Below are 24,988 nucleotides of genomic sequence, written 5' to 3'. Positions count from 1 at the left end.
AAAGCGCTGCCGGAGCACCACCCCCGCCGAACCGACGGCACCCCCTCGAACCCTCAGCAGCACCGACGTAACCCTCAGCGCCCCTCCCTCATCAGGGCCGCTCATCGCCGGAGGCAACACCGTGACCGTCAAGGACATCCTGGCCGCGATCCAGTCGCCCGACTCCACGTCGGAGGACTTCGCCGCCCTGCCGCTGCCCGAGTCGTACCGTGCGATCACCGTGCACAAGGACGAGACGGAGATGTTCTCCGGACTCGCCACCCGCGACAAGGACCCCCGCAAGTCGATCCACCTCGACGACGTGCCCGTGCCCGAACTCGGCCCGGGTGAGGCCCTGGTGGCCGTCATGGCCTCCTCGGTCAACTACAACTCGGTGTGGACCTCGATCTTCGAGCCGCTGTCGACGTTCGGCTTCCTGGAGCGCTACGGCAAGGTCAGCGAGCTCACCAAGCGCCACGACCTGCCGTACCACATCATCGGCTCCGACCTCGCGGGCGTCGTCCTGCGCACCGGCCCCGGCGTCAACGCCTGGCAGCCCGGCGACGAGGTCGTCGCGCACTGCCTCTCCGTCGAGCTGGAGTCCTCCGACGGGCACAACGACACGATGCTCGACCCCGAGCAGCGCATCTGGGGCTTCGAGACCAACTTCGGCGGCCTCGCGGAGATCGCCCTGGTCAAGTCCAACCAGCTGATGCCCAAGCCGGGCCACCTCAGCTGGGAGGAGGCCGCCGCCCCGGGCCTGGTCAACTCCACCGCCTACCGCCAGCTGGTCTCCCGCAACGGCGCCCAGATGAAGCAGGGCGACAACGTGCTGATCTGGGGCGCGAGCGGCGGCCTGGGCTCGTACGCCACCCAGTTCGCACTGGCCGGCGGCGCCACCCCGATCTGCGTGGTCTCCAGCGAGCAGAAGGCCGAGATCTGCCGGAGGATGGGCGCCGAGCTGATCATCGACCGCAGCGCCGAGGACTACAAGTTCTGGGCGGACGAGCACACCCAGAACCCGCGCGAGTGGAAGCGCCTCGGCAAGCGCATCCGCGAACTCACCGGCGGCGAGGACGTCGACATCGTCTTCGAGCACCCGGGCCGCGAGACCTTCGGCGCCTCCGTGTACGTCACGCGCAAGGGCGGCACCATCGTCACCTGCGCGTCGACCTCCGGGTACGACCACCAGTACGACAACCGCTACCTGTGGATGTCGCTGAAGCGGATCATCGGCTCCCACTTCGCCAACTACCGCGAGGCCTGGGAGGCCAACCGCCTCATCGCCAAGGGCAAGATCCACCCGACGCTCTCCAAGGTGTACTCCCTCGAGGACACCGGCCAGGCCGCGTACGACGTCCACCGCAACCTCCACCAGGGCAAGGTCGGCGTGCTGTGCCTGGCTCCCGAGGAGGGCCTGGGCGTGCGCGACGAGGAGATGCGCGCGCGGCACGTCGACGCCATCAACCGCTTCCGGAACATCTGAGGGCTGCCGGATGACTGAGCGTCAGAGCGCGCCGCAGGCGCGAAGGGAACGGGACCGGCCGTGGCTCATGCGCACGTACGCCGGCCACTCCACGGCCGAGGCGTCCAACGAGCTGTACCGGCGCAACCTCGCCAAGGGCCAGACGGGTCTGTCGGTCGCCTTCGACCTGCCGACCCAGACCGGGTACGACTCCGACCACGTCCTCGCCCGCGGCGAGGTCGGCCGGGTCGGCGTGCCGGTCGCGCACCTCGGTGACATGCGCAGGCTGTTCCAGGACATCCCCCTGGAGCAGATGAACACCTCGATGACGATCAACGCCACGGCCATGTGGCTGCTGGCGCTCTACCAGGTCGTCGCGGAGGAACAGGGTGCGGACATCACCGAGCTCCAGGGCACGACCCAGAACGACATCGTCAAGGAGTACCTGTCCCGGGGTACGCACGTCTTCCCTCCGGGGCCGTCGCTCCGCCTGACGACGGACATGATCGCGTACACGGTCTCCCACCTCCCCAAGTGGAACCCGATCAACATCTGCAGCTACCACCTGCAGGAGGCGGGCGCCACGCCGGTGCAGGAGATCGCGTACGCGATGTCCACCGCGATCGCCGTGCTGGACGCGGTGCGCGACAGCGGCCAGGTGCCGCAGGAACGCATGGGCGACGTCGTCGGCCGCATCTCCTTCTTCGTGAACGCGGGCGTCCGCTTCGTCGAGGAGATGTGCAAGATGCGCGCCTTCGGCCGGATCTGGGACCGCATCACCCGTGAGCGGTACGGCATCGAGAACCCCAAGCACCGCCGCTTCCGCTACGGCGTCCAGGTCAACTCCCTGGGCCTGACCGAGGCCCAGCCGGAGAACAACGTCCAGCGGATCGTGCTGGAGATGCTGGCGGTCACCCTCTCCAAGGACGCCCGCGCGCGTGCCGTGCAGCTGCCGGCCTGGAACGAGGCGCTGGGCCTGCCCCGGCCCTGGGACCAGCAGTGGTCGCTGCGCATCCAGCAGGTGCTGGCGCACGAGAGCGACCTGCTGGAGTACGAGGACATCTTCGAGGGCTCGAAGGTGATCGAGGCGAAGGTCGACGAGCTGGTCGAGTCGGCGTTCGCGGAGATCGAGCGCATCCAGGAGATGGGCGGCGCGATGGCCGCCGTCGAGTCCGGCTACCTGAAGTCGCAGCTGGTCGCCTCGCACGCCGAGCGCCGGGCCCGGATCGAGTCGGGCCAGGAGAAGATCATCGGCGTCAACGCCTTCGAGGGCACCGAGCCGAACCCGCTGACCGCCGACCTGGACACCGCGATCCAGACGGTCGACCCGGCGGTGGAGGCGCGCGTCATCGCCGCGCTGCAGAACTGGCGCGACACCCGCTACCAGCCACCCTTCAACCACCCGCGCCCCTGCAAGGCGCTGGAGAGGCTGAAGGAGGCCGCACGCGGCACCGAGAACCTCATGAAGGCCACCCTTGAGTGCGCCCGCGCCGGCGCCACGACCGGCGAGTGGGCCGGGGCCCTGCGCGAGGTGTTCGGCGAGTTCCGCGCGCCGACCGGCGTCTCGTCGGCGCCGGTCGCGGTCGCCGCCGAGGAGGGCTCGGCCCTGTCCGAGGTGCGCCGCAAGGTGGACCTGACGGCCAAGGACCTGGGCGTCGGCAAGCTGCGGTTCCTGGTCGGCAAGCCCGGCCTGGACGGCCACTCCAACGGTGCCGAGCAGATCGCCGTGCGGGCCCGCGACGCCGGGTTCGAGGTGGTCTACCAGGGCATCCGGCTCACCCCGGAGCAGATCGTGGACGCCGCCCTCGCCGAGGACGTGCACGCGGTGGGCCTGTCCATCCTGTCCGGCTCGCACGCCCAGCTGGTGCCGGACGTGCTGGAACGCCTCCGTGTGGCCGGCGCCACAGATATACCGGTGATCGCCGGTGGCATCATCCCGAACGGTGACGCCGAAGAACTGCGGGCCGCGGGAGTCGCCGCGGTCTTCACCCCGAAGGACTTCGACATCACCGGCATCATCGGCCGGATCGTCGACGAGATCCGGAACGCGAACAAGCTCGACCCCCTGGAGGTCCCCGCATGACGACTGTCGATCGCCTTCGTCCCCGCCGCTCGTGTCTCGCGGTACCGGGCTCGAACCCGCGCTTCCTGGAGAAGGCCCAGGGCCTGGCCGCCGACCAGGTCTTCCTGGACCTGGAGGACGCGTGCGCGCCGCTCGCCAAGCCCGAGGCGCGGCACACCATCGTCAAGTTCCTCAACGAGGGCGACTGGACCGGCAAGACCCGCGTCGTGCGCGTCAACGACTGGACGACCGAGTGGACGTACCGCGACGTCGTGACGGTCGTCGAGGGCGCCGGCCCGAACCTGGACTGCATCATGCTGCCGAAGGTCCAGGACGCGCAGCAGGTCGTGGCCCTGGACCTGCTGCTCACCCAGATCGAGAAGACGATGGGCTTCGAGGTCGGCCGCATCGGCATCGAGGCGCAGATCGAGAACGCCCAGGGCCTGAACAACGTCAACGAGATCGCGCAGGCCTCCCCGCGCGTGGAGACCATCATCTTCGGCCCGGCCGACTTCATGGCGTCGATCAACATGAAGTCGCTGGTCGTGGGCGAGCAGCCGCCCGGCTACCCGGCGGACGCGTACCACTACATCCTGATGAAGATCCTGATGGCCGCTCGCGCCAACAACCTCCAGGCGATCGACGGCCCCTACCTGCAGATCCGCAACGTGGACGGCTACCGCGAGGTCGCCCGGCGCGCCGCCGCCCTCGGCTTCGACGGCAAGTGGGTGCTGCACCCGGGGCAGGTCGAGGCCTCGAACGAGATCTTCTCGCCCTCCCAGGAGGACTACGACCACGCCGAGCTGATCCTGGACGCGTACGACTACTACACGTCCGAGGCGGGCGGCAAGAAGGGCTCCGCGATGCTCGGCGACGAGATGATCGACGAGGCCAGCCGCAAGATGGCCCTGGTCATCTCCGGCAAGGGCCGCGCGGCCGGCATGCAGCGCACATCGAAGTTCGAGATCCCGGAGGCCTGAGCGCGATGCAGTTCGGACGCACCTACGAGGAGTTCGAGGTCGGGGCGGTGTACAAGCACTGGCCGGGCAAGACGGTCACCGAGTACGACGACCACCTGTTCTGCCTCCTGACGATGAACCACCACCCGCTCCACCTGGACAGCCACTACGCCGAGCAGACCACGGACTTCGGCAAGAACGTCGTCGTGGGCAACTACATCTACTCGCTGCTGCTCGGCATGTCCGTCCCGGACGTCTCCGGCAAGGCGATCGCCAACCTGGAGATCGAGTCGCTCAAGCACGTGGCGCCGACCTTCCACGGCGACACCGTCTACGGCGAGACGACCGTGCTCGACAAGTGGCCGTCGAAGTCGAAGAACGACCGGGGCATCGTCCACGTCGAGACCAAGGGCTACAAGCAGGACGGCACGCTCGTGTGCGTCTTCCGCCGCAAGGTGATGGTGCCGACCGAGACGTACATCAAGGAGCGCGGCGGCGAGCAGCCCGGCCGCCCCGAGCTCAAGGAACAGGGGAAGTAGATGAGCCGTCTCGCCCAGACCCACGGTCTGACCGACGTCCAGCAGGAGATCCTCTCCACCGTCCGCGACTTCGTGGACAAGGAGATCATCCCGGTCGCGACCGAGCTGGAACACCGCGACGAGTACCCGCAGCAGATCGTCGACGGCCTGAAGGAACTCGGCCTGTTCGGACTGATGATCCCCGAGGAGTACGGGGGTCTGGGCGAGTCGCTGCTGACCTACGCGCTGTGCGTGGAGGAGATCGCCCGCGGCTGGATGTCGGTGTCCGGCATCATCAACACGCACTTCATCGTGGCGTACATGCTCAAGCAGCACGGCACGCAGGAGCAGAGGGACCACTTCCTGCCGCGCATGGCGGCCGGCGACATCCGCGGCGCGTTCTCCATGTCGGAGCCGGCCCTGGGCTCGGACGTGTCGGCGATCACCTCGAAGGCGGTCAGGGACGGCGACTCGTACGTCCTGAACGGCCAGAAGATGTGGCTGACCAACGGCGGCACGTCGTCCCTGGTGGCCGTTCTGGTCCGCAGTGACGAGGGTCACCCGGAAGGCACCGCGCCCCACAAGTCGATGACGACCTTCCTGGTGGAGAAGGAGCCCGGCTTCGGCGAGGTCCGCCCCGGTCTCACCATCCCCGGCAAGATCGACAAGATGGGCTACAAGGGGGTCGACACCACCGAGCTCATCATGGACGGCCTGCGGATTCCGGCGGACCGGGTGCTCGGCGGGGTCACCGGCCGCGGTTTTTACCAAATGATGGACGGCGTGGAGGTCGGCCGCGTCAATGTGGCCGCGCGTGGCTGCGGCGTCGCCCAGCGTGCCTTCGAACTCGGTGTCCGGTACGCCCAACAGCGTCACACTTTCGGCAAGCAGATCGCCCACCACCAGGCCATTCAGTTCAAGCTCGCGGAGATGGCCACCAAGGTGGAGGCCGCGCATGCCATGATGGTGAACGCCGCACGTAAAAAGGACTCCGGCGAACGAAACGACCTGGAAGCGGGTATGGCCAAGTACCTCGCGTCCGAGTACTGCAAGGAGGTCGTCGAGGACGCCTTCCGGATCCACGGCGGGTACGGCTTCTCCAAGGAGTACGAGATCGAGCGCCTCTACCGGGAGGCCCCGATGCTGCTGATCGGAGAGGGCACCGCCGAGATCCAGAAAATGATCATCGGCCGCAGACTGCTCGAAGAGTATCGATTCCAGGGCTGAATGTCCGGATACGGGGTGTTTTCTTGGAATAGCGGATCACACCCCGTCAACACTCTCCGGCCTTCGACTCGACTGCCTGGCTTACCCAGTTGTCACCTGGAGCCGCTACGATCGCCGGAAAGCCGCCGTCCCCCGTCAGTGCGCGGCACTATCCGCTACGAAGGTCATCCATGCCCCACAGCAAAACCTCTGCATCTCGCGACAGCCTCGCCGGTGTACGCCTCGCGCGCGGAGCATCGCCGTGGCTTCTGCCGACCGTCGCCACCGCAGCCGTCAGCCTGGTCCGTGCCCGCCGCTCGGGTGCCGCCAAGGCCGTAGCCGTTCCCGCCACCGCTCTCGCGGCGGGGATGCTGTGGTTCTTCCGCGACCCCGAGCGCGAGATCGCCCGGGGCCGGGTCATCTCGCCCGCCGACGGTGCGGTGCAGAGCATCATGCCGTGGAAGGACGGTCGGACCCGTGTCGCGATCTTCATGAGCCCGCTCAACGTCCACGTCAACCGGGCGCCGCTGGCCGGCACGGTGACGTCGGTCGAGCACGTCCCCGGTGGCTTCGTTCCCGCCTTCAACAAGGAGAGCGAGAACAACGAGCGTGTGGTCTGGCACTTCGACACCGAGCTCGGTGACATCGAGATGATCCAGATCGCCGGCGCGGTGGCCCGCCGCATCGTCCCCTACGTGCCTGAGGGCACCAAGGTCGAGCAGGGCGACCGGATCGGTCTCATCCGGTTCGGCTCCCGGGTGGATCTCTACCTGCCCGAGGGCGTCGAGATCGACGTCGAGGTGGGGCAGAAGACCGTGGCAGGGGTGACTCGAATTGACCGTGATTGATCCTGAGACACAGGCCGGCTGGGTGCCCGACGCCGACGAGGAGGACGACGAGGAGGAGATGCCTCTCTCGCTCCGCCTGTCGATAGCGGACACCCTCACCCTCGGCAACGCCACCTGCGGCTTCATGGCCGTGTACTTCACCACCACCGGCATCCTGATCCCGCACCTCACGGGCAGCCAGGAGTCCGGCATGGCCCGCCACAGCGCGGCCACCGCCGTGATCCTGATGCTGTGCGCGGCCGTCTTCGACCTGTTCGACGGCCTGGTGGCCCGGAAGCTGCGCTCCTCCCCGATGGGCGCGGAACTGGACAACCTCTCGGACCTGATCAGCTTCGGTCTGGCGCCGGCGTACTTCGTCCTCGTGTACGGCATGGTCGCGGACGACGCGCACCAGAGAGTGGCCGCGGTCGGCGCGATCGTGGTGCTGCTGGCGGTGGTGCTGAGACTGGCGAGGTTCTCCTGCGTCACGGTCAAGGACGGCACCTTCCAGGGCATGCCGTCACCGTTCGGCGCGCTGACCGTCGTCTCGATCGTGCTGCTGGAGCTGCCGTTCGTGGCGACGGTGCTGGCGATCCTGGGCACCGCCTGGCTGATGGTGAGCCGGGTCGAGTACCCGAAGCCGCGGGGCCCCCTCGCGGTGGCGATGCTGACCTGGATCGTGCTGAGCATGGGGATGCTGACGGCGTGGGCCTTCGACGCCCCCAGCGGCCAGCTGCTGCTGCAGACGGGGTGCGCGCTGCAGCTGGTGATGGGCGCGGTGATCCCGCTGTTCGCCACGGCCCGCCGGGTGAACAACTTCCGCGACAACCGCCGCGAGGCACGGGCGGCGCAGTCGTAACGGCACTGCGAAGGGCCCCGGACCCAGGGTTGGGTTCGGGGCCCTTCGCTTTTCGGCGGCCTCAGCTCAGGAAGTCCTGGGCGATCCGCTCCGCGGTCCGCTCCAGGATCGGCCCCGCCTCCGCGATGCACGTCGCCACGTCCGGCTCGAGATCCGTCAGCGCGTACGCCCGCCGGATCCCCGCCCGCCCCAGCACCTCCGGCGACAGGGTGAGCCGCCCGCACACCGCGACGGCCTCCTTGCCGGCGGCGCGTGCCGCGGCGGCGACCCCCGCCGGGGCCTTGCCGTGCAGGGTCTGCTCGTCCAGCGAGCCCTCACCGGTGATCACGAGGTCGGCCCGCTCCAGTGCGGACGCGAAACCGAGGACGTCCAGCATCACCTCGATACCGGGCCGGAACCCGGCCCCGAGGAGCAGCGCGCCGAACCCGATGCCGCCGGCCGCCCCCGCGCCCGCCGAGCCGGCGAACTCCGCGGCGGCCTTCACCCCGGCCGACTCCTCCAGCACCCGCACGAAGTGCCCGAGCGCCGCGTCCAGCCGCTCCACGTCCTGCGGCGAGGCGCCCTTCTGCGGCCCGTAGACCGCCGGGGCGCCCTTCGGTCCGGTCAGCGGGTTGTCGACGTCGCTGGCGAGCACGAACTCGACCCGGCCCAGACGCGGGTCCAGGCCCGACAGATCGGCCGAGGCCAGCTCGGCGAGGCCGCCGCCGCCCGGCGCCACCGGCTCACCGTCGGCCTTCAGGAAGCGGGCGCCCAGCGCGGCCAGCATGCCGGCGCCGCCGTCCGTGGTGGCGCTGCCGCCGACCCCGAACACCAGGGTGCGCGCACCCGCGTCCAGCGCGGCCCGCAGCAACTCGCCGGAACCGTACGTGGACGCCGTCAGCGGCGCCGGTACGCCGTCCGGAAGCCGCTGGAGCCCGCTGGCCTCCGCCATCTCCACCACGGCGGTGTCGCCGCGCAGCGCGAACACCGCCGTCACCTCGTCGCCGACGGGGCCGGTGACCCGTACCTCCCGCCGGTCGAAGCCGGCCGCGATCGCGGCCGCCACCGTGCCGTCACCGCCGTCGGCCACGGGCAGCGCCTCGACCTCGAGGTCCTGCACCACCCGACGCAGCCCGGCCGTCACCCGCTCGGCGACCTGCACGGCCGTCAGCGACCCCTTGAACTTGTCCGCGGCGACGAGCACCCGCCGCGCCGGCCGTGCTGACCTTGCTGATCGAGTACCGCTCACTGCAGCGTCCGCCACTGTCGCAATCCCCTTGCTCTCCGGGTCCCGTACGCGTGTCGAGGCCGGTCGCGCGCCCCTGCGACCCTAACCGGCGGGCACCCACGGCGTCGCCCCCGGACCGGCGGACACCCGGCCGGGAAGGCGCGGTCGCGGCCGGAATCGGGTAGACCGGACCCATGACCGCTGTGGAGACGGAACCGGGGCTCGCCGACCGCGTCCTCGGAGGCTGGCTGGGCCGGATCGCGGGCAACATGCTGGGCAAGCCGGTCGAGCAGGGCGAGGTGTGGACCCGTGAGCGCATCGACCGCTACCTGCGCCGGGCGGCGGCCCTCCCCCTCGACGACTACCTGCCCGAACCGCTCACCGAGAGCGACCGCCGCGACCTGCGCCCCGAGTGGCGCTCCTGCGTCCGTGGCCGCGTCAACGGAAGCTGCCGGGACGACGACGTCGACTACGCGATCCTCGGCCTGCACCTGCTGGAGACCCACGGTTTCGGCTTCAGCACCGAGCAGGTGGGCGACCTGTGGCTGCTGCGGCTGCCGTATCTGCAGACGTTCACCGCGGAGCGTGCGGCGTACCGGAACCTCGCGAACGGCCGCAGGCCACCGCTGACGGCCACCTACGACAACCCGTACCAGGAGTGGATCGGCGCCCTGATCCGCGCCGACATCCACGGCTGGACGTCCCCCGGCGCCCCGCGCCGCGCGGCCTCGCTGGCCCGCCGTGACGCGGTGCTGTCGCACACCGGCAACGGGGTCTACGGCGCGATGTGGGCGGCGGCGCTGATCTCGGCGGCGTTCACTGCGTCCACGGTGCGCCACGCCGTGGACGAGGCGCTGACGGTGATCCCGGCGGGCTGCCGCCTGGCCCGCACCGTGCGCAGGGTGTGCGCCCTGCACGAGACCGGGCTGGCCTGGGAGGACACGCTCGCCACGGTCGAGGAGGAGACGGCGGGCCTCGGCTGGATCCACACCGTCCCGAACTCCGCCGTCCTCACCGCCGGTCTGCTGTACGGCGACGGCGACTTCACCCGCACCATCGCCCTGACGGTGCGCGGTGGTCTGGACACCGACTCCAACGGGGCGACGGCGGGCTCGGTGGCCGGTGTCCTGTGCGGCGCGTCGGCCGTCCCGGAGCAGTGGAGCGACCCGCTCCAGGACACGGTGCGCAGCGCGGTCCTCGGCTTCGACGGGGTGCGCATCAGCGAGCTGGCGGAGCGCACCCTGCGGCTGGCACGGACGGCGGCCTGATCCCGGCTCCGGAAGGGCGGGACACGGGATACGGGCGGTGCGGCCGGCGGCTCCTGTGGCTCGTGCGCCCCGGCGCGTGCGCCGTTCGGTGTCGGTCACGGGACCGGGGTGTGCTGCCGTGCGCCCTGGTCGGGCCGCTCCGCCGCCACGGTGGCGGTCCCCGGCGCCACTACCCTGCCTGTATGACCACCACGCAGGACGTCCAGGACTTCGCCGCCTACCTCGCCTCGCTCCCCCGGATCTTCGCCGGCGCGGCCGCTCTCTTCCGGGACGAGGAGGGCCGGGTGCTGCTCGTCGAGCCGAACTACCGGGAGGGGTGGACGCTGCCCGGCGGCACGATCGAGTCGGACGAGGGGGAGACCCCGCGGCAGGGCGCGCGGCGCGAGACGGCCGAGGAGATCGGGCTCGACCGGCCGCTCGGGCGGCTGCTCGCGGTGGACTGGGTGCGGTGGCCCGGACAGGCCCCGATGGTGGCGTACCTGTACGACGGCGGGGTGCTCGGCGCGGACGACCTCGCGGCGATCCGGTTGCAGGAGGAGGAGCTGCTCTCCTGGCGGCTCGTGCCGCGCGAGGAGCTGGCCGAGTATCTCCGGGGTGCCCTGGGACGCCGGGTGCCGGCCGCCCTGGACGTCCTCGCCGACGGCTCGAACACCGCGGAACTGGAGAACGGGCACCGGGTGCACTGACCTGTGCCCGCCCGATGCCCCACCCGCCGATATCTGCTCGCCGCGACGGCCGGCGGCCCCTACCCTCGGCTGCATGAGCAAGCCCCTCGTCGCCCTTCTCAGCGGTGCCGGCGTCAGCACCGACTCCGGGATCCCCGACTATCGAGGCCCGAACGGGCTGTGGCGGCGGGACCCGGAGGCCGAGAAGCTCGTGACGTACACGTACTACATGGGCGACCCGGACATCCGCCGCCGGTCCTGGCAGATGCGGCGCAAGAACCGCGCGCTCGCGGCCGAGCCGAACGCCGCGCACCGGGCCGTGGCCGAGCTGGAGCGGTCCGGGGTGCCGGTGCGGGTGATCACGCAGAACGTGGACGGACTGCACCAGCTCGCCGGGATGCCGGCCCGCAAGGTGCTCGAGCTGCACGGCACGGTACGCAGTGTGGTGTGCACGCACTGCCATGCCCGAAGCCCCATGGAGGACGCGCTCGCCCGGGTCGAGGCCGGTGAGGAGGATCCGCCGTGCCTGGTGTGCGGCGGGATCCTCAAGTCGGCGACGGTGATGTTCGGCGAGCGGCTCGACCCCGTGGTGCTCGGCGACGCACTCGCGATCAGCAAGGCCTGCACCGTCTTCATCGCCGTCGGCACCAGCCTCCAGGTCCAGCCCGCCGCCGGCCTCGCGGGCGTCGCCGCCGACCACGGCGCCCGGCTCGTCATCGTCAACGCCGAGCCGACGCCGTACGACGACCGCGCCGACGAGATCATCCGGGAGCCGATCGGCACGGCCCTGCCCGCGCTGCTCGGCCGGATCGCGGCATAGCCCGGATCGCCGCTCAGAACAGGGCCGTCCCCCGCTCGAAGTCCAGCAGGCGCTGCTTGCGGGCCAGGCCGCCGCCGTAGCCGGTGAGGCCGCCGCTCGCGCCGATGACGCGGTGGCAGGGGACGATGATGCCGATCGGGTTGCGGCCGTTGGCGAGGCCGACCGCGCGGGAGGCCTTGGGGTTGCCGAGGACATCGGCGAGTTGACCGTAGGAGCGGGTCTCGCCGTACGGGATGCACGTCAGCTGGTCCCAGACGCGGCGCTGGAACGGGGTGCCGTGCAGGCGCAGTTCGAGGGTGAACTCCTTCAACTCGCCTGCGAAGTAGGCCTTCAACTGTTCCTTCGCCGCGGGGCAGACGGTGTCGTCGCGGTCGCCGAAGGTCTCCTCCTGGGGGCGGTGGCGCTGGTCGGTCATGTAGAGGCCGCACAGGACGCCGTCGTCGGCGACGAGCGTCAGCGGGCCGTAGGGGCTGTCGATCACGGTGTGCTGTTTCATCGGCTGCGTCTCTCTGTTTCCTTACACCGGCAGGAAGTTGATCGGGTGGTCGTCCGTCGCCCACAGATACTGGACCGCGTACGCCCGCCAGGGCCGCCAGGCCGCCGCGCGTGCGGTGAGCGCGGCCGGGGTGGACGGCAGGCCGAGTTCGCGGGCGGCGCGGCGGATGCCGAGGTCGGTGGGGAGGAAGGCGTCCGGGTCGCCCAGGGCGCGCATGGCGATGACGTCGGCCGTCCAGGGGCCGAAACCGGGGAGGGCGAGGAGCTTCTCGCGGGTCTCGGGCCAGTCGCTCCCGACGCTCAGCCGGAGGTCGCCGTCGGCGAGTCGGCGGACCAGGGTGGTGAAGGTGGTCCGGCGGGTGCGGGGCATGGCCAGGGTCTCGGGGTCCAGGTCGGCTAGTGCCTCGGGCGACGGGAAGAGGTGGGTGAGGCCGCCCTCGGGGTCCGGGTCGTCCACCGGCTCGCCGTACGCGGTGACCAGACGGGCCGCGTGGGTGCGGGCGGCGGCCGTGGAGACCTGCTGGCCGAGCACGGCCCGGACGGCGAACTCCGCCTCGTCGACCGTACGCGGGACCCGGCGGCCGGGCGCCTTGTCGACCAGTGGTGCGAGCACCGGGTCGGTGCGCAGCCGGTCGTCGACGGCCACCGGGTCGGCGTCCAGGTCGAGCAGCCGGCGGCAGCGGCTGATGGCGACGGTGAGATCGCGCGGGTCGGTGAGGGTGAGGCGACAGGCGATGTGGTCGGGCCGCGGGGTCAGGGCCACGACGCCGTGCCCGTACGGCAGCCGCAGCGTGCGCCGGTAGGCGCCGTTCTTCCACTCCTCCACGCCGGGTACGGCGGTCGCGGCGAGGTGGCCGAAGAGGTTGTCGGGGTTGAGCGGGGCGCGGAACGGCAGGCGCAGGGACAGCGCGCCGGGAGTGCCGCCGGGGGCGCTCGTGGGGCTGCCGGAAGTCCGCTGCGGCACGCGGGCGCGCAGGTCGCTCGGGGCGAGGGCGAAGACCTCGCGCACCGTGTCGTTGAAGGAGCGGACGGAGGAGAACCCGGCGGCGAAGGCGACCTCCGTCATCGGCAGGGCGGTCGTCTCGATGAGCAGCCGCGCGGTCTGGGCGCGCTGCGCCCGGGCGAGGGCGAGGGGTCCCGCGCCCAGCTCGGCGAGCAGTTGGCGTTCCACCTGCCGGGTGCTGTAGCCGAGCCGGGCGGCGAGGCCGGGTACGCCCTCCCGGTCCACGGTCCCGTCGGCGATCAGCCGCATGGCGCGGGCCACGGCGTCGGCGCGCTGGTTCCACTCCGGGGATCCGGGGCTGGTGTCGGGACGGCACCGCTTGCAGGCCCGGAACCCCGCCTGCTGGCAGGCCGCCGCACTCGGCTGGAAGACCATGTTCTCGGGCTTGGGCGGTACCGCCGGGCAGCTGGGCCGGCAGTAGATGCCGGTGGTCAGCACGGCGGTGAAGAACCAGCCGTCGAACCGCGCGTCCTTGGACTGGACGGCCCGCACGCAGCGTTCAATGTCGGTGTGCATCCCCTTCTGCATGGGTCCAGCATCGGGGACGGGGCGGACGGAGTCTCGCAGGAATCCGACATGAACCTCAGTCGGCCTGCGCCGCCCCGGTTCGCCATGCCGACTCGCGCAGCAACCGCAGTCCGTTGAGGCCGACCAGTACGGTCGAGCCCTCGTGGCCGGCGACGCCGAGCGGAAGCGGGAGGTGGCCGATCAGGTCCCACAGGACCAGGACGGTGATGACCGTGCCCGCGATGACGAGGTTCTGCACGACCAGGCGGCGGGCGGCCCGGGACAGCCGTACGACCGCGGGCACGGCCGCGAGCTCGTCCCGTACGACGACCGCGTCCGCCGTCTCCAGGGCCAGGTCGGAACCCGCGCGCCCCATGGCGACGCCCGTGTGGGCGGCGGCGAGGGCGGGCGCGTCGTTGACGCCGTCGCCGACGAAGAGGACCTTGCGGCCGGCGTCCTGGAGGCCCCGTACGGCGTTCACCTTGTCCTCGGGCAGGAGTCCGGCACGGACGTCGGTGAGACCGGTCGCGCCGGCCACGTGTGCGGCGGCCCGCGCGTTGTCGCCGGTGAGGAGGACGGGCGCGGTTCCGGTGAGTGCGGTCAGCGCGGCGGCTGCCCCGGGGGCGTCGGGACGGAGGCGGTCGGTGAGGGCGAGGGTCCCCACGGGGGTGCCGTCGCGGGTGACGCGGACGACGGTCCCGCCGTCGGCCGCCTCCTCCCCCTCTGCCCCCTCTGCCCCCTCTGCGCGCCCGACGGTCACCACCGCGCCCTCCACCGTGGCGGTGACACCGCGGCCGGGCACGGCGGTGAAGTCCGCGGCGGGGGCGAGGGGCAGGCCGCGGGCGTGGGCGGCGGCCACCACGGCGCGGGCCAGCGGGTGCTCGCTGGGGTGCTCGGCGGACGCGGCCAGGGCGATCAGGGCGTCCTCGTCGAGGCCGGAGCCGGGCAGCGGGCGTACGGCCGTCACCTCGGGAGTGCCCTCGGTGAGGGTGCCGGTCTTGTCGAGGGCCGTGGCGTCGGTCTCGCCGAGGCGTTCCATCGCGACGGCCGACTTCACCAGCACGCCGTGCCGTCCGGCGTTGGCGATGGCGGACAGCAGGGGCGGCATCGTGGCGAGCACGATCGCGCACGGCGAGGCGACGATCATGAAGGTCATCGCCCGCAGCAGGGCGTCGGTGAGGTTCTCACCGAAGGCGAGCGGGATGCCGAAGACGGCGAGGGTGGCCACGACCACGCCGACCGAGTACCGCTGCTCGACCTTCTCGATGAAGAGCTGGGTCGGCGCCTTGGTCCGGGACGCCTCCTCGACCAGGGCGACGATGCGGGCGATCACGGAGTCGGCCGGGTCGCGCTCGACGCGGACCTTCAGGGCGCCGGTGCCGTTGAGGGTGCCGGCGAAGACCTCGTCGCCGGGGCGCTTGACGACCGGCAGCGACTCGCCGGTGATGGTGGCCTGGTCGGCCTCGCTGACGCCGTCCAGGACCGTGCCGTCGGCGCCGATGCGCTCTCCGGGGCGGACCAGCAGGACGTCGCCGAGGGCGAGTTCGGCGGTGGGTACGGACTCCTCGCCGGTACCGGTCAGCCGGGTCGCCGTCGTGGGCGCGAGGTCGAGCAGTCCGCGTACGGAGTCGGCGGTGCGGGCGGTGGCCAGGGCCTCCAGGGCGCCGGAGGTGGCGAAGATGACGATCAGCAGGGCGCCGTCGAAGACCTGGCCGATCGCGGCGGCACCCAGCGCGGCGACGATCATCAGCAGGTCGACGTCGAGGGTCTTCTCGCGCAGCGCCCGGAGCCCTTCGAGGGCCGGTTCCCAACCCCCGCAGACATAGGCGACCGCGTACAGGATTCCGCACACCGCATCCGGTGCGCCGGCGGCATCCGACGCGAGGCCGACCAGGAAGGCCACGAGCGCGGCCAGCGCCCACCGCGCCTCCGGCAGGGCGAGAACACGGGTGCGGCGTCGCGCCACCGGGGCGCCGGCGGACGACGGGGGCGCGGGAGCGAGAGTCACGGACACGCGCAGCAGCATACAGGAACACATGAAGACTCGTTCATGCCTACATGTGTACTGAGTAGGATGTCCACATGGGTCATGGAGCCGTCATCCCCGCGCAGAGCGACGCAGAGCGCGTCCGTCTGGACGCGGACAACGTCACGAAGGTCGCCACCACACTCCAGGCCCTGTCCACCCCGTCCCGGCTGCTGATCCTGGCCCGGCTGCGCGAAGGACCTTTGCCGGCCACGGAGTTGGCCGCGGAGGTGGGCATGGAGCAGTCGGCCTGCTCGCACCAGCTGCGGCTGCTGCGCAACCTCGGCCTGGTGGTGGGCGAACGCCGGGGCCGCCGCGTCGTGTACGCGCTCCACGACCACCATGTCGCCGAGCTGCTCGACCAGGCCGTGTACCACGTGGAGCATCTGCGACTGGGGATCACCGACGCGGCCGAGTGACCGCGCCGCCCCGTCCGCCGGGGAACGCCGACGGGGCGGGCCCGCGGTTGCGCGGGCCCGCCCCGTGATGCACGGCCCGAGGTTCGGCCGACCGGACGGGTCAGCCGACCGGTGCCGGCGCCGCCGGTGCCTCCGGTGTCTCCTGCGGGCCGCCGCTGATCGGCAGGACCTCGGCGTCGGAGACCCGCACCAGGCGGGGTCCCGCCGGTCCGTACACCCCGCGCGGCTCGGGGAACAGGGTGAGGAGGACCAGGTAGAGCACCGCCGCGAGGATCAGACCGACCGGCAGCGAGATGTCCATGCCGTCGGCGAGGTTCCCGAGCGGTCCGACGAACTGGCCGGGCAGGTTGGTGAAGAGCAGGGCCACCGCGGCGGAGACCAGCCAGGTGGCCAGGCCGCGCCAGTTCCAGCCGTGGCTGAACCAGTAGCGCCCGCCCGTGCGGCGCTGGTTGAAGACCTGGAGCGCCTCCGGGTCGTACCAGCCCCGGCGGGTGACGTAGCCGAGGGCCATCACGATCATCCACGGCGCGGTGCAGGTGATGATCAGGGTGGCGAAGGTGGAGATCGACTGCGTGAGGTTCAGCCAGAACCGGCCGACGAAGATGAACACGATGGACAGGGCGCCGATGAGGATCGTCGCCTGGACGCGGCTGAAGCGGGTGAAGACGCTGCAGAAGTCCAGTCCGGTGCCGTACAGCGCGGTCGTGCCGGTGGACAGACCGCCGATCAGCGCGATGAGGCAGAGCGGCAGGAAGTACCAGCCCGGCGAGATCGCGAGCAGGCCGCCGACGTAGTTGGGTGCGGCCGGGTCGAAGTACTTCCCGGCCTGGGTGGCGATGACCGACGCGGTGGCCAGACCGAAGACGAACGGCAGCAGGGTGGCGATCTGGGCCAGGAACGCGGCGCCCATCACCCGGCGGCGGGGCGTCGCGGCCGGGATGTAGCGGGACCAGTCGCCGAGGAACGCGCCGAAGGAGACCGGGTTGGAGAGCACGATCAGCGCGGAGCCGATGAAGGAGGGCCAGAACAGCGGGTCCGCGGTCGAGGCGAAGGCGCCCGCGTAGCCGGGGTCGAAGTCGCCGGCGAAGGCGAAGGCGCCCAGCACGAACAGGGCCGAGGCCGCCACCACCGCGATCTTGTTGACCAGCAGCATGAAGCGGAAGCCGTAGATGCAGACCACCAGCACCAGGCCGGCGAAGACCGCGTACGCCAGGGCGTACGTCATTGTCGACTCGGGCAGTCCCAGCAACCGGTGCGCGCCGCCGACCAGGGCGTCGCCCGAGGACCACACCGAGATCGAGAAGAAGGCGACCGCGGTGAGCAGCGCGAGGAAGGAGCCGACGACTCTGCCGTGCACTCCCAGGTGGGCGGAGGAGGAGACGGAGTTGCTGGTGCCGTTCGTGGGACCGAAGAGCGCCATCGGCGCGAGCAGCAGGGCGCCCGCGACCAGGCCGAGCAGGGTCGCCGCGAGCCCCTGCCAGAAGGAGAGGCCGAACAGGATGGGGAAGGAACCCAGCACACACGTCGCGAAGGTGTTGGCGCCGCCGAAGGCGAGCCGGAACAGGTCGAGCGGACGGGCCGTGCGCTCCTCGTCCGGGATCTGCTCGACACCATGAGTCTCGATTTCGGTGACCGAGGTCGCCATGGGCTCTTCACCTGCCGTTCGTACCGGGGGACGGCTCCACAGTCTGAGCCCCTTGCTGACCTGCGACAATGGTGCCAATCACAGAGAGATAGCCTTCTGTATGTGGCTACCGACAAACTCACCGTCGAGGATCTGCTCTCCTTCCCCGCCCTCCAGCTGTCGGTGAAGGCGGGCAGCAACGGCCTCGGCCGCTCCGTTTCCTGGGCGCACGTATGCGAGTTGGACGATCCGACGCCCTGGCTGCTGGGGGCCGAGGTCATCATGACGACGGGGCTCGCGATCCCCCGTGGCGCCGCCGGGCAGCGCCGCTATCTGGAGCTGCTGGACGACGCCGGGGTCTCCGCGCTTGCCCTGTCGGCGCAGTTGCACACGCCCCCGCTGCACGACGCGTTCTTCCGGACGGCCGAGGAGCGGGACTTCCCGGTGCTGGAGGTGCCGCTCGCCGTTCCGTTCATCGCGGTGTCCCAGGAGGTCGCCGCCGCGGTGCAGGACGACGCGCGGCACCGGCTGGGCGCACAGCTCCAGGTCTTCGGCTCACTGCGCTGGCTGGTCGCCGAGGACCTCGACACGCCGTCGCTCCTGCGCCGCCTCGAACGTCTGTCCGGGTACGACGTGTACCTCTGCACCCCGCAGGGCCGCCCCCTGCTGCCCGGGGTGCCCACCCCCGACCCGGGTGTCCTGCCCGCCTCGGTGGACGCCCCGCCGACCGTCCCCGGCGGTTTCGTCCTGCCCGTACCGGCACCCGGCGGCCCGGCGGGTTTCCTGGTGGCGTACGAGCGGCAGGGCGCCCAGCCCGCCGGTCTGGCGGTCGTCCAGCACATCGCCACGGTGGCGGCGCTGCGGGTGGCGATGGTGCGCAACGAGCGCGAGACACTGCGCCGCGAGGGCGCCGAGACCCTGGCGGAGCTGCTCCAGGAGGTGCTCGACCCGGCGGCCGCCCGCCGCAGGCTCGCCCGGCACGCCATCGAGGGCGACGCCGTCCTGTTCGTGGTCCGGCACACTCCCGACGAGGCGCTGCTGCACTGCCTCGAGGACCATCCCCACCTGCTGCTCACCCGCGGCGGCGACCGCTATGTGCTCGGCGCCCCGGAGCTGGCCGAGGCCATCGGCGGGCTGCCGGCCGTGGCGGCCGGGATGAGCCGCCCCTTCCGTCCGGGCGCGGCCCTGAAGGTCGCCCAGCGCGAGGCCCTGTGGGCGGTCTCGAAGGCGGTCGAGTCGGCCCGCCCACTGGTCCGCTACGGCGCCGACGCGACGGGCCGCTGGCTGCCCGAGGACCCCGCGGTGCTGACCGCGCTGGTCGACCACGTGCTCGGCGAGGTGCTGCGCTACGACGCGGCCCACGACTCCCAGCTGCTGGTCTCCGCCCGCACCTGGATGGAGCGCGACCGCCGCACCGAGACCGCCGCGGCGGCGCTGCACATCCACCCGAACACGCTCGCCTACCGCCTGCGCCGCTTCGGCGCCCTCTCCGGCCGCGACCTGTCCTCCACCGGCGCCCTGACGGAGGTGTGGCTCGCCATCCAGGCGGCAGGCTCCCTGGGTCTCACCGACTGACACCGCCCGTCACCGGAGGGCCCTCGCCGGACGTCGTGGGCCGGGCGGGGTCACCACGACGGGCCCTGTCCCCTTCCGCCGTCCGGGTCCGGCCCGGTCACCCGGGTCCGGGCCCACGCCAGGAGCTCGGGAGCGTCCAGGGAGGTCACCCACAGGTCGGCCCCTCCCGTACCCCCGTCGTCCGGCCGGGGGCCGACGCCGAGCACCCGCAGTCCGGCCCGGCGGGCCGACTCCACGCCGGTCGGGGAGTCCTCGACCGCCAGCGCCCGCCCGGGACGGACACCGCACAGCCGGACCGCCTCGGCGTAGACGTCGGGCCGCGGCTTGGGCCGCACCGCCTCCACCGCGGGCGCCCCGTCCGGGCCGCCCGTCCCCCGCGGCGCCTCGGACGGAACGACGACGTGCTGGAAGCGCTCCCGCAGTCCGGCCCGGGCGAGACTCTCCTCGACCACCTCCAGCGGGCAGTTGCTGGCCACCGCCAGGGGCAGCCGGCCGGAGAGCAGCCGCACCAGTTCGACGGCGCCCGGCATCGTCACCGGGTCGTCGGCGACGAGGGACCGGAAGTGGCCGAGGAGCGCCGCGGTCAGGTCGGCCGCCAGTTCGGGCTTGCGCACCGCTTCTGCCATCAGCCGCCCGCAGTCGGCGTAGTGCACGCCCTTGGCCTGCTCCGCGAACTCCGGCGGAGCCTTGAACCCGAAGCTCCGGAAGGCCCGGCGACGGGCTTCCTGCCAGTGGCGTTCGCTGTCCATCAACGTGCCGTCGCAGTCGAAGACGACTGCTTCGGGGGACCAGTCGAGCAAAGGGCGTACCGGAGTGGTCACAGCGGCCTCCTGAAGGGGCGGGCGGTCACACGCGGCGTGACCGCGATCCGGGTCTGGCGGTGTCTCGTGCCGAGCGCGCCGCAGGCCGGCGTGTGTCAGGACTCGACCGGAGCGCGAAATTGCGCGCATTCCTGACTTTCGGCAGCAACCGGAAACATCACGCCCGTTACGTTATTTCCGTTCCGGAGAGTGCGGCAATGACCGCAAGGGGTTATCGACGGTGATGGCGGCCGGGGTGTATGGACCCACGGGCGCCGACCGGACCGGCCGGGAGAAGGATCCGCCAACACGACTGCACGGCAAGGAAGTTGAGGCATATTCACCGGGCAACCCGAACCAGCGGCGCCGGACCCTCCGGCCGCCGCGCGAGGCCGGAACAGCAGCGGACCACCCCCATTACCACTCGCCCGCGTTCACCCTCGAAAGAAATGCGTAATTACCGCGCGAACGTGCCCTTTGTTTACTCCCGGCGTACGCGGGCGCACTACATTCGTCGCTGTCGGAGAAATCGAGCGAAGGTGGACAGGACGTTGCAGGAACGGGCCAGAGCAACCCGCAGAGCACTCCTGGAAGCGGCCGCCTTCCTCTTCGCCGAACGCGGATACGCGGGCACCAGCGTCAACGACATAAGCGCCAGGTCGGGGCGGACCAGCGGCTCCGTCTACTTCCACTACGCCAGCAAGGAGGGCGTCGCCCTCGCCGTGGTCCAGGACCGCTTCGCCACCTGGCCGGACCTCGCCGCACGGTACACGGACGAGACGGTCCCGCCGCTGGACCGCCTCGTCGCCCTGAGCTACGACATCGCCCACGCCCTCGCCGGGGACCCCGTCACGCGCGCGGGCGCACGCCTGTGGGCCGAACGCGACACCATCAACACCGCGCTCCCCGACCCCTTCCCCCTGTGGACCGCCGCCGCCACCCGCCTCCTCGCCCAGGCGCGCAGCACCGGCCACCTGGCGCCCCACGTCCGCCCCGCCCGCACCGCCCGCACCCTGGTCCGCGCGTTCTTCGGCCTCTGCTCCCTGACCGAGGCGCTCGAAGGCGCGGTCACCGTCCCTGACCGCCTCACCGACTGGTGGCACCTGACCCTGCCCTCGCTCCAGTCGGCTCCTCTTCCCACGGCAGCCCCGGGCGAAGCGCCAAAGGGCGCGTGAGGCTTCAGGGCCCCGTCTCGCACTCGGCCCATACGGTCTTGCCGGGACCCGGGCGGTCGCGTACGCCCCAGTCGACGGCGAGCGCGTCGACGAGGACCAGCCCACGGCCCCCGTCCTCGTCCGCGCCGGGGGCCTTGCGCACCGGCAGGGCGGGGTGGGTGTCGGACACCTCGATCCGGATCAGGCCCTTGCCGTCGTCGTGGACGAGACGGAGGGCGAAGTCCCGCCCCGGGACACGGCCGTGAAGAACCGCGTTCGCAGCGAGTTCCCCGACGACGAGGACGACGGCGTCGTGCACTTCGGTGCCGTCCGAGTGGCCCCACTCGGCGAGTTGGTGCGCGGCGAGCAGCCGGGCGAGGCGCGCACCGCGCCGGGTGGCGGAGAAGCGCTGCACGAAGGAGCGTGCCGGGGCCGGTGTTGAGGCATAGGGGGCTGTCATGGGGCTCAGCCTGCTGGGCGTTGACGCCCCGTCGGCAGGTCCGCCGCCGATACAGATCACGCTGTACTGGTACACGCGCTGGACCGGGTCGGTCGCTGTAAGTGACGATGTGCGTGCCGAGCGTGGCGCAGCGCGCCCAGCGCACGGTACGGCACGCGTTCGGGCCCGACACGGACACGGCCCGGCGGCACAGGGGAAGGCGACTGTGATGGCGACGGACAACGGCGGCGGGGCGACGGGCGGGAACTGCGAGCCGGAACTCTCGGACAGCCTGAAGACCTTCGGCGCGGTCCTCAAGGCCCTACGCGAGGAAGCCCGCCTGACACAGGAGCAGTTCGCACCGCTGGTGCGGTACTCGGCCGCGTACATCGCCAAGATCGAACAGGGCAAGCGGTTCCCACCCAGGGACCTGCTGGACCGCTCGGAGGAAGTCCTGGGCGCGACCGCGGCACGCGTGCTGGCGGCGGCGGCACGGAGCCTGACCCGCAGGGCGGGGCTGGCATCCTGGTTCCGGCAGTGGGCCGGCATCGAGGAGGAGGCCATCTCGCTGTATGCGTATGAGTGCGCTGTAATTCCAGGTCTGCTTCAGCCCGAGCCGTACATTCGCGCCCTCTTCGACCGGCGCCTACCGCCCCTGTCGGAGGAACAGTTCGAACAGCAGGTCACAGCTCGGCTCGAACGCCAGCGCCTCCTGACGGAGAGGCCGAACAGCACGTTCAGCTTCGTCGTCGAACAAGCCCTGCTGGACCGCCGCTTGGCAGGTGCTGAGGTCACGCACGCGCTGCTCGGCACCCTGCTGGATGTGGGCCGACTCCGCAATGTGGAGATTCAGGTCATGCCTCGGGTCCAGGAGGATCACTCCGGCTTCGAGGACCCTCTCTACCTCGCCGAGACGGCGGAGAATCGATGGGTGGGCTACGTCGAAGCGCATGACTGCAGCATGCTCGTCACCGACACAAAAGCCGCAAGCGCCATGCTTCAGCGCTATGGGAAGATGCGCTCACAGGCTCTGAGTCATCAAGCCACCGCGAGCCTGCTGGAGCAGATGCGAGGAGCGCTATGAGCACCACCGAACTTGCTTGGTTCAAAAGCAGCTACAGCGGCGGTGGGGGCGGCAACTGCGTGGAGGTCGCTCTGTGTCCTGAGGCTGTTTTCGTCCGGGACTCGAAGGACACCCAGATGCAGTCCCTGACCGTCTCCTTCGACGCCTGGTCGGCGTTCACGACGCTGGCAGCCGACTCGCGCGTCTGAACCTCCGGTGGGGCAACACCCCTCGTTGCCCCACCGAACCTCTCACGAGTACTCGACATCCAGCACGAACTACTTCTCCGCCTCACCCCAAGCCGAGCCCCGCTCCGGCACCCGCCATCTCGCCCTCCCGCGGGCTTCAGTTGGTGCGGAGGTCGGCGCGGATGCCTCGGCGTGCGCGGATTTCGCGCAGTGACAGCACGAGGGCGGCAAGGTTGAGGGGGAACGCGACGGCGTTGGCGACCTGTGGAATGTCGAAAGCACGCAGCAGGCTGGCGGTGGTCGCGATCAGGAGGCAGGTCAAGGGGAGGTATCTACGCCATGTGGGGAGGTCTCGTATCCGGGCGACGGCGACCGAGCACCAGAGGGTGAGGCAGAAGAGCGTGATGCCCAGGGCAGCGATTGCGATCAACATAGGGGGATTGTCTCTCCAACGAGCTCGTGCATGGTGATGCCCATGTGCGTCCTCCCTGCGGGCACCCGCCGGCGCCGCTACGGGCATGTCGCCCGTACCCCTCCGAAACACTTACCAGAACCCTGACCATGGCAAAAGTTCAGGGGCCACTTCCGGGCCGGCCCCCGACCTCGGCGCGCCAGGCGCTCACCAGCCGGCTGCGACGCGGGCCGTGTTCATCAGCCGGAAAAGCGTTTGACGCTCACCGGCGTCCGGCGATCGGATGGTGCTCCATGCGCACAGGGCAGATGCATCCCGGCCAACATCCCCTCGATGACGACCTCGTACGGCGGCTGATCGTCGGGCAGTTCCCACAGTGGGCCGGGCTGCCGCTGGAGCGTCACCCCTCCGGCGGCACGGTCAACGCCATGTACCGGCTGGGCGACGGCATGGTTGTGCGGCTGCCGCTGGTGCAGGGCGGAGCCAAGGACGTGGCGATGGAGCAGGAGTGGCTGCCCCGCCTCGCACCCCTGCTGCCCACGGCCATCCCGGAGGTGCTCGGGGCCGGGGAGCCCGCCGAGGGGTATCCGTGGCCGTGGTCGGTGTACCGGTGGCTGGCGGGGGAGCTTCCCGAAGCAGGGGCACTGAGCGAGCCGGTGCTGCTGGCCAAGGATCTGGCCGAGTTCGTGGCGGCGATGCGGAGCATCAGCCTGCCGGAGGCACCGCGGGCTCACCGCGGCGGGCCGGTCGCCTCGCTCGACGCGGAGACCCGGGCGGCGATCGAGGAACTGCGTGGGATCCCGCAGGAGGATGTCGACTGCGACGCCGCGTCCGCCGTATGGGAGGGCACGCTGCGGGCCCCCGGCTGGGACGGGCCGCCGGTGTGGCTGCACGCCGATCTGATGCCGGGCAACCTGCTGATCGACGGCGGCAGGCTGGCCTCGGTGATCGACTTCGGATGCATGGGAGTGGGAGATCCGGCCTGCGATCTGTTCCCGGCGTGGAATCTGCTGCCGCCCGATGCCCGGGAGGTCTTCCACGAGGCGCTGGGTGTGGACGACGCGACCTGGGTCCGCGGCCGGGGGCGGACACTGTCGCAGGCGCTGATCGCGCTGCCGTACTCCCGAAGGACGAATCCGGCGATGGCGCACAACGCCCGGCACGTGATCCGGGCGGTGCTGGGAGACGGCTGAGGCCCCCGAGGTTCCGCCCACAACGCTTCGAGTCCGAGCCGCCGGCGGTCGCCGCCCCGAGGTTGACAAACCGGATGCCGCAGGATCGCCCGCCCCCTGCACGACCGTGACCTCCAGCGCAAGATCCAGGAAGGGCTGAACGCTGTCGAGAGCTGGAACGGCGGGGACTCTCCGCCTGTGTGCGTACAGGTCAGGGATGCACATCTGCTCCCCTTCTGCCAGGGCCCAACGTCCCTGTCCCCCAGGGACCTTGGG

24 protein-coding genes are annotated in these 24,988 nt (G+C 71.2%); 16 read left to right on the top strand and 8 right to left on the bottom strand.

Going from position 1 to position 24,988, the window contains the following annotated elements:
- Window positions 1-121: 121 nt before the first annotated feature.
- From ccrA to pssA, 7 genes are all read left to right on the top strand, one after another.
- Window positions 122-1,465, top strand: a complete 1,344-nt coding sequence (gene ccrA / locus AC6F7H_RS29005) for a crotonyl-CoA carboxylase/reductase (RefSeq protein ID WP_500760173.1) — start codon at window positions 122-124, stop codon at window positions 1,463-1,465.
- A 10-nt stretch (window positions 1,466-1,475) separates the two neighbouring features.
- Window positions 1,476-3,527 (top strand): protein meaA, encoded by a 2,052-nt coding sequence (locus AC6F7H_RS29000; RefSeq protein WP_500760171.1) that lies wholly within the window; start codon window positions 1,476-1,478, stop codon window positions 3,525-3,527.
- Entirely contained in the window at window positions 3,524-4,486 is a 963-nt protein-coding gene (locus tag AC6F7H_RS28995) for an HpcH/HpaI aldolase/citrate lyase family protein (RefSeq protein ID WP_500760168.1), read from the top strand. The genes AC6F7H_RS29000 and AC6F7H_RS28995 overlap by 4 nt, the downstream gene beginning before the upstream one ends.
- A 5-nt stretch (window positions 4,487-4,491) precedes the next feature.
- Entirely contained in the window at window positions 4,492-5,004 is a 513-nt protein-coding gene (locus tag AC6F7H_RS28990) for a MaoC family dehydratase (protein ID WP_500760165.1), read from the top strand.
- On the top strand, window positions 5,005-6,210 hold the full coding sequence (locus AC6F7H_RS28985) for an acyl-CoA dehydrogenase family protein (RefSeq protein ID WP_500760162.1): 1,206 nt from the start codon (window positions 5,005-5,007) through the stop codon (window positions 6,208-6,210). It begins immediately after the preceding gene.
- A 170-nt stretch (window positions 6,211-6,380) separates the two neighbouring features.
- Window positions 6,381-7,037, top strand: coding sequence for a phosphatidylserine decarboxylase (locus tag AC6F7H_RS28980; protein WP_500760159.1), 657 nt, complete (start codon window positions 6,381-6,383; stop codon window positions 7,035-7,037).
- Window positions 7,038-7,059: 22 nt separating this feature from the next.
- The gene (gene pssA / locus AC6F7H_RS28975; protein WP_109376282.1) at window positions 7,060-7,875 is read left to right on the top strand and encodes a CDP-diacylglycerol--serine O-phosphatidyltransferase; all 816 of its coding nucleotides are present in this window, start codon (window positions 7,060-7,062) and stop codon (window positions 7,873-7,875) included.
- Between the two features lie 61 nt (window positions 7,876-7,936).
- Here pssA and AC6F7H_RS28970 read toward each other — a convergent pair whose 3' ends face one another.
- Window positions 7,937-9,058, bottom strand: coding sequence for a glycerate kinase (locus AC6F7H_RS28970; protein WP_500760157.1), 1,122 nt, complete (start codon window positions 9,056-9,058; stop codon window positions 7,937-7,939).
- A gap of 218 nt (window positions 9,059-9,276) precedes the next feature.
- Here AC6F7H_RS28970 and AC6F7H_RS28965 point away from each other — a divergent pair, with 218 nt between their 5' ends.
- From AC6F7H_RS28965 to AC6F7H_RS28955, 3 genes are all read left to right on the top strand, one after another.
- On the top strand, window positions 9,277-10,350 hold the full coding sequence (locus AC6F7H_RS28965; RefSeq protein ID WP_500760154.1) for an ADP-ribosylglycohydrolase family protein: 1,074 nt from the start codon (window positions 9,277-9,279) through the stop codon (window positions 10,348-10,350).
- Window positions 10,351-10,532: 182 nt separating this feature from the next.
- Window positions 10,533-11,036, top strand: coding sequence for an NUDIX domain-containing protein (locus tag AC6F7H_RS28960; protein ID WP_500760151.1), 504 nt, complete (start codon window positions 10,533-10,535; stop codon window positions 11,034-11,036).
- A gap of 73 nt (window positions 11,037-11,109) precedes the next feature.
- Window positions 11,110-11,835 (top strand): SIR2 family NAD-dependent protein deacylase, encoded by a 726-nt coding sequence (locus AC6F7H_RS28955; protein ID WP_500760148.1) that lies wholly within the window; start codon window positions 11,110-11,112, stop codon window positions 11,833-11,835.
- Window positions 11,836-11,848: 13 nt separating this feature from the next.
- Here the strand turns inward: AC6F7H_RS28955 and AC6F7H_RS28950 are convergent, their stop codons facing one another.
- The 3 genes from AC6F7H_RS28950 to AC6F7H_RS28940 are packed head-to-tail and all read right to left on the bottom strand — an operon-like array spanning window position 11,849 to window position 15,866.
- Complete coding sequence (locus AC6F7H_RS28950) at window positions 11,849-12,331, bottom strand: methylated-DNA--[protein]-cysteine S-methyltransferase (protein WP_500760145.1); 483 nt, start codon at window positions 12,329-12,331, stop codon at window positions 11,849-11,851.
- 21 nt (window positions 12,332-12,352) lie between these two features.
- A complete protein-coding gene (locus AC6F7H_RS28945; protein ID WP_500760142.1) occupies window positions 12,353-13,861 on the bottom strand; it encodes an AlkA N-terminal domain-containing protein in 1,509 nt (502 codons plus the stop codon).
- Between the two features lie 55 nt (window positions 13,862-13,916).
- Window positions 13,917-15,866 carry a heavy metal translocating P-type ATPase gene (locus AC6F7H_RS28940; protein WP_500760139.1) on the bottom strand — a complete coding sequence of 650 codons (1,950 nt, stop codon included), beginning with the start codon at window positions 15,864-15,866 and terminating at the stop codon, window positions 13,917-13,919.
- Between the two features lie 56 nt (window positions 15,867-15,922).
- Here AC6F7H_RS28940 and AC6F7H_RS28935 point away from each other — a divergent pair, with 56 nt between their 5' ends.
- Entirely contained in the window at window positions 15,923-16,285 is a 363-nt protein-coding gene (locus tag AC6F7H_RS28935; RefSeq protein ID WP_500760136.1) for an ArsR/SmtB family transcription factor, read from the top strand.
- 100 nt (window positions 16,286-16,385) lie between these two features.
- On the opposite strand, the gene AC6F7H_RS28930 is transcribed toward AC6F7H_RS28935, so the two are convergent.
- Window positions 16,386-17,930 carry a purine-cytosine permease family protein gene (locus AC6F7H_RS28930; RefSeq protein ID WP_500760133.1) on the bottom strand — a complete coding sequence of 515 codons (1,545 nt, stop codon included), beginning with the start codon at window positions 17,928-17,930 and terminating at the stop codon, window positions 16,386-16,388.
- Between the two features lie 102 nt (window positions 17,931-18,032).
- Between AC6F7H_RS28930 and AC6F7H_RS28925 the strand changes: the two genes are divergently transcribed.
- Window positions 18,033-19,484, top strand: a complete 1,452-nt coding sequence (locus tag AC6F7H_RS28925) for a PucR family transcriptional regulator (protein WP_500760130.1) — start codon at window positions 18,033-18,035, stop codon at window positions 19,482-19,484.
- A 50-nt stretch (window positions 19,485-19,534) separates the two neighbouring features.
- Here AC6F7H_RS28925 and AC6F7H_RS28920 read toward each other — a convergent pair whose 3' ends face one another.
- Window positions 19,535-20,305, bottom strand: coding sequence for an HAD family hydrolase (locus AC6F7H_RS28920; protein ID WP_500760128.1), 771 nt, complete (start codon window positions 20,303-20,305; stop codon window positions 19,535-19,537).
- Window positions 20,306-20,823: 518 nt separating this feature from the next.
- On the opposite strand from AC6F7H_RS28920, the gene AC6F7H_RS28915 reads away from it, so the two are divergent.
- Entirely contained in the window at window positions 20,824-21,459 is a 636-nt protein-coding gene (locus AC6F7H_RS28915; RefSeq protein ID WP_500760125.1) for a ScbR family autoregulator-binding transcription factor, read from the top strand.
- Window positions 21,460-21,463: 4 nt separating this feature from the next.
- Here the strand turns inward: AC6F7H_RS28915 and AC6F7H_RS28910 are convergent, their stop codons facing one another.
- A complete protein-coding gene (locus AC6F7H_RS28910; protein WP_500760124.1) occupies window positions 21,464-21,898 on the bottom strand; it encodes an ATP-binding protein in 435 nt (144 codons plus the stop codon).
- Window positions 21,899-22,106: 208 nt separating this feature from the next.
- Here AC6F7H_RS28910 and AC6F7H_RS28905 point away from each other — a divergent pair, with 208 nt between their 5' ends.
- Complete coding sequence (locus tag AC6F7H_RS28905; protein WP_500760122.1) at window positions 22,107-22,961, top strand: helix-turn-helix domain-containing protein; 855 nt, start codon at window positions 22,107-22,109, stop codon at window positions 22,959-22,961.
- Window positions 22,958-23,149 (top strand): DUF397 domain-containing protein, encoded by a 192-nt coding sequence (locus tag AC6F7H_RS28900; RefSeq protein ID WP_500760120.1) that lies wholly within the window; start codon window positions 22,958-22,960, stop codon window positions 23,147-23,149. Before AC6F7H_RS28905 ends, AC6F7H_RS28900 begins: the two co-directional genes overlap by 4 nt.
- Window positions 23,150-23,285: 136 nt before the next feature.
- Here the strand turns inward: AC6F7H_RS28900 and AC6F7H_RS28895 are convergent, their stop codons facing one another.
- Window positions 23,286-23,561 carry a hypothetical protein gene (locus AC6F7H_RS28895; protein ID WP_500760118.1) on the bottom strand — a complete coding sequence of 92 codons (276 nt, stop codon included), beginning with the start codon at window positions 23,559-23,561 and terminating at the stop codon, window positions 23,286-23,288.
- A gap of 272 nt (window positions 23,562-23,833) precedes the next feature.
- Between AC6F7H_RS28895 and AC6F7H_RS28890 the strand changes: the two genes are divergently transcribed.
- Complete coding sequence (locus AC6F7H_RS28890) at window positions 23,834-24,733, top strand: aminoglycoside phosphotransferase family protein (RefSeq protein ID WP_500760116.1); 900 nt, start codon at window positions 23,834-23,836, stop codon at window positions 24,731-24,733.
- Window positions 24,734-24,988: the final 255 nt, after the last annotated feature.

It is taken from the genome of Streptomyces sp. MMS24-W38, from assembly GCF_059889265.1.
Note: the sequence above shows the minus strand (reverse complement) of the source record. Positions and strands in the feature narration are given on the sequence as shown.

What these genes read in the sequence shown, in the direction of transcription:
- AC6F7H_RS28905 (WP_500760122.1), top strand. Translation starts at nt 22,107, where the DNA reads ATGGCGACGGACAACGGCGGCGGGGCGACGGGCGGGAACTGCGAGCCG.
- AC6F7H_RS28960 (WP_500760151.1), top strand. Translation starts at nt 10,533, where the DNA reads ATGACCACCACGCAGGACGTCCAGGACTTCGCCGCCTACCTCGCCTCG.
- AC6F7H_RS28995 (WP_500760168.1), top strand. Translation starts at nt 3,524, where the DNA reads ATGACGACTGTCGATCGCCTTCGTCCCCGCCGCTCGTGTCTCGCGGTA.
- AC6F7H_RS28930 (WP_500760133.1), bottom strand. Translation starts at nt 17,930, where the DNA reads ATGGCGACCTCGGTCACCGAAATCGAGACTCATGGTGTCGAGCAGATC.
- AC6F7H_RS28965 (WP_500760154.1), top strand. Translation starts at nt 9,277, where the DNA reads ATGACCGCTGTGGAGACGGAACCGGGGCTCGCCGACCGCGTCCTCGGA.
- AC6F7H_RS28980 (WP_500760159.1), top strand. Translation starts at nt 6,381, where the DNA reads ATGCCCCACAGCAAAACCTCTGCATCTCGCGACAGCCTCGCCGGTGTA.
- AC6F7H_RS28895 (WP_500760118.1), bottom strand. Translation starts at nt 23,561, where the DNA reads ATGTTGATCGCAATCGCTGCCCTGGGCATCACGCTCTTCTGCCTCACC.
- AC6F7H_RS28935 (WP_500760136.1), top strand. Translation starts at nt 15,923, where the DNA reads ATGGGTCATGGAGCCGTCATCCCCGCGCAGAGCGACGCAGAGCGCGTC.
- AC6F7H_RS28985 (WP_500760162.1), top strand. Translation starts at nt 5,005, where the DNA reads ATGAGCCGTCTCGCCCAGACCCACGGTCTGACCGACGTCCAGCAGGAG.
- AC6F7H_RS28955 (WP_500760148.1), top strand. Translation starts at nt 11,110, where the DNA reads ATGAGCAAGCCCCTCGTCGCCCTTCTCAGCGGTGCCGGCGTCAGCACC.
- AC6F7H_RS28990 (WP_500760165.1), top strand. Translation starts at nt 4,492, where the DNA reads ATGCAGTTCGGACGCACCTACGAGGAGTTCGAGGTCGGGGCGGTGTAC.
- AC6F7H_RS28890 (WP_500760116.1), top strand. Translation starts at nt 23,834, where the DNA reads ATGCGCACAGGGCAGATGCATCCCGGCCAACATCCCCTCGATGACGAC.
- AC6F7H_RS28950 (WP_500760145.1), bottom strand. Translation starts at nt 12,331, where the DNA reads ATGAAACAGCACACCGTGATCGACAGCCCCTACGGCCCGCTGACGCTC.
- AC6F7H_RS28940 (WP_500760139.1), bottom strand. Translation starts at nt 15,866, where the DNA reads ATGCTGCTGCGCGTGTCCGTGACTCTCGCTCCCGCGCCCCCGTCGTCC.
- AC6F7H_RS28910 (WP_500760124.1), bottom strand. Translation starts at nt 21,898, where the DNA reads ATGACAGCCCCCTATGCCTCAACACCGGCCCCGGCACGCTCCTTCGTG.
- AC6F7H_RS29000 (WP_500760171.1), top strand. Translation starts at nt 1,476, where the DNA reads ATGACTGAGCGTCAGAGCGCGCCGCAGGCGCGAAGGGAACGGGACCGG.
- AC6F7H_RS28900 (WP_500760120.1), top strand. Translation starts at nt 22,958, where the DNA reads ATGAGCACCACCGAACTTGCTTGGTTCAAAAGCAGCTACAGCGGCGGT.
- AC6F7H_RS28945 (WP_500760142.1), bottom strand. Translation starts at nt 13,861, where the DNA reads ATGCAGAAGGGGATGCACACCGACATTGAACGCTGCGTGCGGGCCGTC.